Annotated in this window: 5 protein-coding genes; all 5 read left to right on the forward strand. The window is 73.5% G+C overall.

Annotated elements, in window-relative coordinates; genetic code table 11:
• Positions 1 to 137: 137 nt before the first annotated feature.
• Positions 138 to 1,157 (forward strand): ABC transporter ATP-binding protein, encoded by a 1,020-nt coding sequence (locus FHP29_RS18825; RefSeq protein ID WP_139624417.1) that lies wholly within the window; start codon positions 138 to 140, stop codon positions 1,155 to 1,157.
• Between the two features lie 10 nt (positions 1,158 to 1,167).
• The gene (locus FHP29_RS18830; protein WP_240044601.1) at positions 1,168 to 2,253 is read left to right on the forward strand and encodes a phosphatase PAP2 family protein; all 1,086 of its coding nucleotides are present in this window, start codon (positions 1,168 to 1,170) and stop codon (positions 2,251 to 2,253) included.
• A gap of 146 nt (positions 2,254 to 2,399) precedes the next feature.
• On the forward strand, positions 2,400 to 3,641 hold the full coding sequence (locus tag FHP29_RS18835) for a C40 family peptidase (protein WP_139624418.1): 1,242 nt from the start codon (positions 2,400 to 2,402) through the stop codon (positions 3,639 to 3,641).
• Positions 3,642 to 3,664: 23 nt separating this feature from the next.
• On the forward strand, positions 3,665 to 5,665 hold the full coding sequence (locus tag FHP29_RS18840; RefSeq protein ID WP_139624419.1) for an acyl-CoA dehydrogenase family protein: 2,001 nt from the start codon (positions 3,665 to 3,667) through the stop codon (positions 5,663 to 5,665).
• Positions 5,662 to 6,351, forward strand: a complete 690-nt coding sequence (locus tag FHP29_RS18845; protein ID WP_139624420.1) for a class I SAM-dependent methyltransferase — start codon at positions 5,662 to 5,664, stop codon at positions 6,349 to 6,351. The genes FHP29_RS18840 and FHP29_RS18845 overlap by 4 nt, the downstream gene beginning before the upstream one ends.
• Positions 6,352 to 6,450 lie beyond the last annotated feature (99 nt).

Raw genomic sequence — 6,450 nt, forward strand, 5'->3', positions numbered from 1 at the left:
GTCATCTACCGGCTGCTCGGGCATCCGGGTGCCCTCAACTACGGCACCGCCATGGCCGCCTCCGTCGTGCTCGCCGCGGTCACCGCCGGTGTCATCCTCGTCGTCGAGCGGCTGCGAGTGCCGGGAGTGGGGGCGTGGTGAGCCTGGAGCTGCAGGGCGTCACCGTCGCCTTCGACGGGACGGTCGCCGTCGACGACGTCGACCTGGCCGTCGCCGACGGCGACCTGCTCGCCGTCCTCGGGCCGTCGGGCTGCGGGAAGTCGACGCTGCTGCGGGCGGTCGCCGGACTCGAGCGGCTCGACGGCGGCCGGATCCGCTGGGACGGCACCGACCTCGCCGGCACGCCCACCCATCGGCGCGGGTTCGCGCTGATGTTCCAGGACGGTCAGCTCTTCGACCACCTGAGCGTCGCGCGCAACGTCGGCTACGCCCGCCGGCTGCAGGGACTCTCCCGCACCGCCGTCCGCGCCGAGGTCGACGACCTCCTCGACCTGGTCGGTCTGGGCGGCTACGCCGACCGCCTGCCCCGCACGCTCTCAGGAGGCGAGCGGCAGCGGGTCGCCCTCGCCCGCTCCCTGGCCGCGCGGCCCCGACTGCTGCTGCTCGACGAGCCGCTCAGCGCGCTCGACGCCGGGCTCCGGGGCCGACTGGCCGCCGACCTGAGGCGGATCCTGACCGAGTCCGGTACGACGGCCCTGCTCGTCACCCACGACCAGGACGAGGCCTTCGCCGTGGCCGACCGGCTGGCGATCATGCGGGACGGGAGGATCGTCCAGGAGGGCGCCACCGCCGACGTCTGGGCGCACCCGGCCGACGCCGACACCGCTCACTTCCTGGGCTACAGCCGGGTCCTCGACGCGCCCGCCGCCACCGCCCTGCTCGGGCGCCCGACCGGCGCCGTCGCCCTGCGCCCCTCCGCGGTCGTGGCCGGGCCGGACCCGATCCCGGGAGGGATCCCCGCGCTGGTGCGGTCCTTCCGTCCCACGCCGGACGCCGGCCGGCTCGTGGTGAGCGTCGAGGGCGTCGGCGAGCTCGACGCCGTCGGCGTTCCCGGCTGGGTCGCGCAGCCGGGCCGACCGGTCGTCGTACGTGTCGAAGAGCACGCGCTCGCCGTCCTCCCGGGCGCTGCCACGAGCGCGGGTGGGGGCGCACCGTAGGATCCCTCGGGTGTACCGCCGCGCCTACACCCTCCTCATCGGCACGGCCGCGCTCATGCTGGGGATCGCCTTCCTCGCCGCGTGGAAGCTGGACCGCCGGCTGCTCGACCCCGAGGGCAGCTTCCTCGGACCGTCGTACATCCGGCTCCCCCTCCTCCTCCTGGGCGCGCTCCTCCTCGACCTGCTGCCGCTCGCGCTGTGGAAGGCGCACGGCCGGCCCGGCCGAGTCGTCCCGGTCGTGCGGGAGCGGCTGCGCACCCACTGGACCAAGGAGCGCGCGACCCTCGTCGCGATCGGCGTCATCGGCTTCTACCTGACCTACGTCAGCTACCGGAACCTCAAGTCGTTCCTGCCGTTCGTGCGCTCCGACCCGCACGCGCCGCCGGGCGAGGTCAAGGCGCTGTCCTACGACCGCGAGCTGCACCTGCTGGACCGCGTGATCTTCTTCGGGCACGACCCGAGCGACGTCCTGCACGGACTGCTCGGCAAGTCGATCACCGCCGAGGTCCTCTCGCCGATCTACCTGATGTTCCTCCCGCTGGTGCCGCTCGCCGTGACGGCGTGGCTCGTGTGGTCGCGCAACCACTCGTTCGGCTACTGGTTCGTGACCTCGCAGTGCCTGGCCTGGTCGCTCGGCACGCTGTCCTACTACCTGCTGCCGACGCTGGGTCCGGGCATCGCCTACACCTCGGAGTACTACGGGGACGGCGGTCTCGCGCACACCGGCACCACCGACCTGATGAACTCGATCGTCCGGGCCCGGGGCAACGTGCTCTACGGCGGCGCCACCGAGTCGGTGAACTCCATCGCCGGCTTCGCCAGCCTGCACTGCGCCATCACCCTGCTGGTCGCGCTGATGGTGCAGTACACCCTGCGCTCGAAGACCCTGAAGATCGTCTTCTGGGTGAACTTCGGCCTCACCGTCGTCGCCACCCTCTACTTCGGCTGGCACTACGTCGCCGACGACATCGCCGGCATCGCCATCGCCATCGTGTCCTTCTACGTCGGCGGGATCGCCAGCGGCCAGAAGTTCGATCGGCACCTCCGCTCGCACCCCACCACGACCACCTCGAAGGTGCCTGTCGAGGTGGAGTGAGGCTGGGTCCGGGCGGCGGCCGGTGAGTCTGTCCCCGGGATCGCGAGAATCACATCGATGTAGTTCGCAAGCCGACACGCCGGTAACGGATGAGATTTTTGAGATTCATGTTTCAGATGTGACGAAAGAGCACTACGGTGACGCGAGTGCGTCCTCCCCGTCTCGGAACCGGCCTGTCCGTCCTCGTGCTGACGGCGGTGGCCTGCATCCCGGTGGCCCAGGCGGACCCGCCCGCCGACCCGCCCGCCACCCCGCCCAGCGCCGCCGACGTCCGGCACGCCCAGGACCGCGCGGCGGCCGCGGGCGACGAGGTCGTCGCCGTCCGGCGGCGGCTGGCGGACGCGGCCGCCGAGCTGGACGCCGCCACGATCCGGGCCGGCCGCGCCGCCGAGGCCTGGAACGGCGCGCGCTGGACCGCCCGGCTGGCCCGGGACGCGCAACGGCGGGCCACGGCCGACGCCGCGAGCGCCGAGCAGACGCTCGCCGTGCACAAGGAGGCGTTCCGCGACGCGCTCATCACCGCCCAGGGCATGGGCCTCGACCTGTCCGTCGTCGACGTGCTGGTCGACGCCGAGGGGATCGACGCCCTGCTGGAGGAGTCCTCGGCCAACGAGCACGTGCAGGCCCTCTTCGACCAGCGCCGCGAGGAGTACGTCGCCTCCTCCGCGGCGGCCGCGAGCGCGGCCGACACCGCCACGGCCGCGGCGGTCGAGGCCGACCGCGCCCTGGCCGAGGCCCGGGCCGCGCGCGACGAGGCCCGGGCGGCCGCGCGCCACGCGGCGATCGTCACGGCGCGGATCGAGGGCCGTCGTACCCGACTCGTGCGCCGGCTCGCCCGACTCCAGGGCGTGAGCGTCGCCGTCGCCCGCGCCCACCAGGCAGCGGTCGACGCCGAGGCCGCGGCCGAGGCGGCGGCGGACGCCAAGGCGGCCGAGGAGGCCCGGCACGGCCAGGACGATGGGAAGTCCTCGAAGACGGTCGACCCGGCCGACCCGGCCGACCCGGCCGACCCGGCCCCCGCCCCGGGCGACGGCGCCGAGGCGGCCATCGCCTTCGCCCGCGCTCAGCTCGGGGAGCCGTACGAGTGGGGTGCCGCGGGACCCTCCGCGTGGGACTGCTCCGGGCTCGTCGCGAAGGCCTGGGCCGCCGGCGGCAAGGAGCTCCCGCACTACTCCGTGGCCCAGTACGAGCAGTCCACGCCGATCACCCGCGACCAACTGCGGCCCGGCGACCTGGTGTTCTGGGCCGAGGGCGGCCCGGACTCGATCTTCCACGTCGCGCTGTACGTCGGCGGCGGCCAGATCGTCCACGCCCCGCGCACCGGCCGCCCGGTCAGCGAGGAGTCGATCGACTACTGGCGCACCCCCGACTTCTTCGCCCGCCCCTGAGTCCGACCGACTAGGTTCGGCTCATGGCTGAGCAGTCCACCGTGCCCCCCGAGCTGGGCGTCGACGTCGCCGAGCTCACCGCCCTGCTCGACGGGACGTACGCCGAGGTCCGCCGCAGCGTGCGCGAGCTCCTGCCGGCGTACGCCTCGGTGCTCGAGGACGCCGAGACGATGACGCGCGCGGAGTTCCGCGAGCGCGTCAAGGACGTCGTGCTCGAGATCGCCGGCACGGGGGCCGCGGGCATGGGCTTCCCGAAGGAGTACGGCGGCGGCGGTGACATCGGCGCCTCGATCGCCGCGTTCGAGTCGCTCGCGCTGGGCGACCTGTCGGTCCTCGTGAAGGTCGGCGTCCAGTTCGGGCTGTTCGGAGGCGCGATCCTCCAGCTCGGCACCCAGCGCCACCACGAGGCCTACCTCGCCGACGTCGTCAGCGGCCGGCTGTTGGGCTGCTTCGCGATGACCGAGACCGCCCACGGCAGCAACGTCCAGGCGCTCGGCACGGTCGCGACCTACGACCCCGAGACCGCGGAGTTCGTCATCACCACCACCCGACCCGAGGCGGGGAAGGACTACATCGGCAACGCGGCCCGGCACGCGCGGGTGGCGGTGGTGTTCGCCCAGCTGGAGGTGGCCGGCGAGGGCCACGGCGTGCACGCGCTCGTCGTACCCATCCGCGACGAGGCGGGCGAGCCGCTCCCCGGCGTCCGCATCGAGGACGACGGCCACAAGATGGGCCTCAACGGCGTCGACAACGGCCGGATCTGGTTCGACCCCGACGGCACCGTCCGGGTGCCGCGGGAGAACCTGCTCAACCGCTTCGCCGACGTCACCGAGGACGGCAGCTACGTCAGCGACATCGAGAGCCCGGGTCGCCGCTTCTTCACCATGCTGGGCACCCTCGTGCAGGGGCGGGTCTGCGTCGGCGGCGCCGGCATCAGCGCCGCCAAGACGGCGCTCACCATCGCCGTGCGCTACGGCCTGCGGCGGCGGCAGTTCGAGACCGGCACCGGTCAGGACGCGGAGGGCAGTGCTGGCGAGACCGAGCAGTTGCTGTTCGACTACGGACTGCACCAGCGGCGGCTCCTGCCTCGCCTGGCGCGGACCTACGCCCTCCACTTCGCCCAGGAGGTGCTCGCCGGCGAGCTGCACGACGTGTTCTCCGGCATCCGGACCGACGAGGAGACCCGGCGCCTGCTGGAGTCCCGCGCGGCCGGCACGAAGGCGCTGGCCACCTGGCACGCCACCGACGTGATCCAGGAGTGCCGGGAGGCGTGCGGGGGCGCCGGCTATCTGGCGGTCAATCGGTTCGCCGCGCTCAAGGCCGACACCGACGTCTTCACGACCTTCGAGGGCGACAACCACGTCCTGCTGCAGCTGGTGGGCAAGGGACTGCTGACCGACTACGCCAGCGAGTTCTCCGACCTCGACCAGCTCGGCATGGTCCGATTCGTCGCCGGCCTGGCCGTGGAGACGGTGCTGGAGCGCACCCGGGTGCACCGCCTCCTCGAGCAGATCCGCGACGTGCTGCCCGGCGGCGACAACTGGGAGGCCGACACCGGCCTGCGCGACCCCAACTACCACCTGGCGATGTACCGGTTCCGTGAGGAGCACCGCATCGGCGGGGTCGCGCGACGGCTCAAGCGCGGCGTCGACTCGGGAATGGCTCCCGGGGAGGTCTTCTCCCGCGTCCAGGACCACGTCATCGCCGCCGCCCGCGCCCACGTCGAGCGGCTGGTGCTGGAGGCCTTCGTGGAGAAGGTCGCGTCGGTTCCCGACGACAGCGGGGAGCTCAAGCGGACGCTCAACGCGCTGTGCGACCTGCACGCGCTGTCCGGGATCGAGGCCGACCGCGCGTGGTTCATCGAGCACGGCCGGCTCACCACGCAGCGCTCCAAGGCGATCACCCGCGAGGTCTCCGAGCTGTGCCGCCAGGTGCGGCCGATCGCCCGCGAGCTCGTCGACGCGTTCGCCGTACCCGAGCCGCTGCTGCGGGCCCCGGCCCTGATCGCGGAGGACCCCGCGTGAGCAGGATCCGCGGCCACCTTCCCGGCCTCGGCGGCTGGTCCGACGACCCGCTGTGGGCCTCCTTCTACGACTGGACCGTCGAGCACCCCGCGCCGGGCGGTGCGATCTGGCGGCTCGGCATCGGCAGCGACCTCGACCGTCTCTACCGGGCCGCCGACGAGATCGGCCGCCAGCCCGCGGGCAGCCGGATCCTCGACATCCCGTGCGGAGGAGGTGTGGCGCTGCGCGGCCTGCGGCCCGGCCAGGGAGTGGAGTACGTCGCCGGCGACATCGCGCAGACGATGCTCGACCGCACCCTGCGGGCCGCCGAGCGTCGCGGCGTCGCGGACCAGGTCGTGCCGCGCATCGCCGACGTCGGCGACCTCCCGTTCGACGACGGCTCCTTCGACCTCGTCGTCACCTTCACCGGCCTGCACTGCTTCCCCGACCCCGAGCGGGCGGTGGTCGAGATGGCGCGAGTGCTGCGCCCCGGCGCCGTGCTCACCGGGAGCGCGCTGCTCGAGGACACCGGGCTGCGTTTCGAGCCGCTGCGGCGGGTCGGCAGGCTCGCCGGCCTCCTCGGCCCCGGTTGCACGAGCGCGGAGCTCGAGACCTGGCTCGCGCGGGAGGCCGTCGACGACGTGGTCCTCGAGCGCAGCGGCGCGATCGTCTACTTCCGCGGGGTCAAGCGCGGGGCCGCGGCGTGAGCTCGGCCGCGGAGCGTCGTACCGCCGTCTTCGCGGCGCTGCGCGCCCTCCTCCTCGACCGGCCGTGGGGCGAGGTGACCCTCGAGGCGGTCGCGCGCG

The organism is Nocardioides albidus, assembly GCF_006335005.1.
Lineage (GTDB): Bacteria > Actinomycetota > Actinomycetes > Propionibacteriales > Nocardioidaceae > Nocardioides > Nocardioides albidus.

Excerpts from the sequence above, each read along its gene's own strand:
- FHP29_RS18840 (WP_139624419.1), top strand. The coding sequence starts at position 3,665 with ATGGCTGAGCAGTCCACCGTGCCCCCCGAGCTGGGCGTCGACGTCGCC.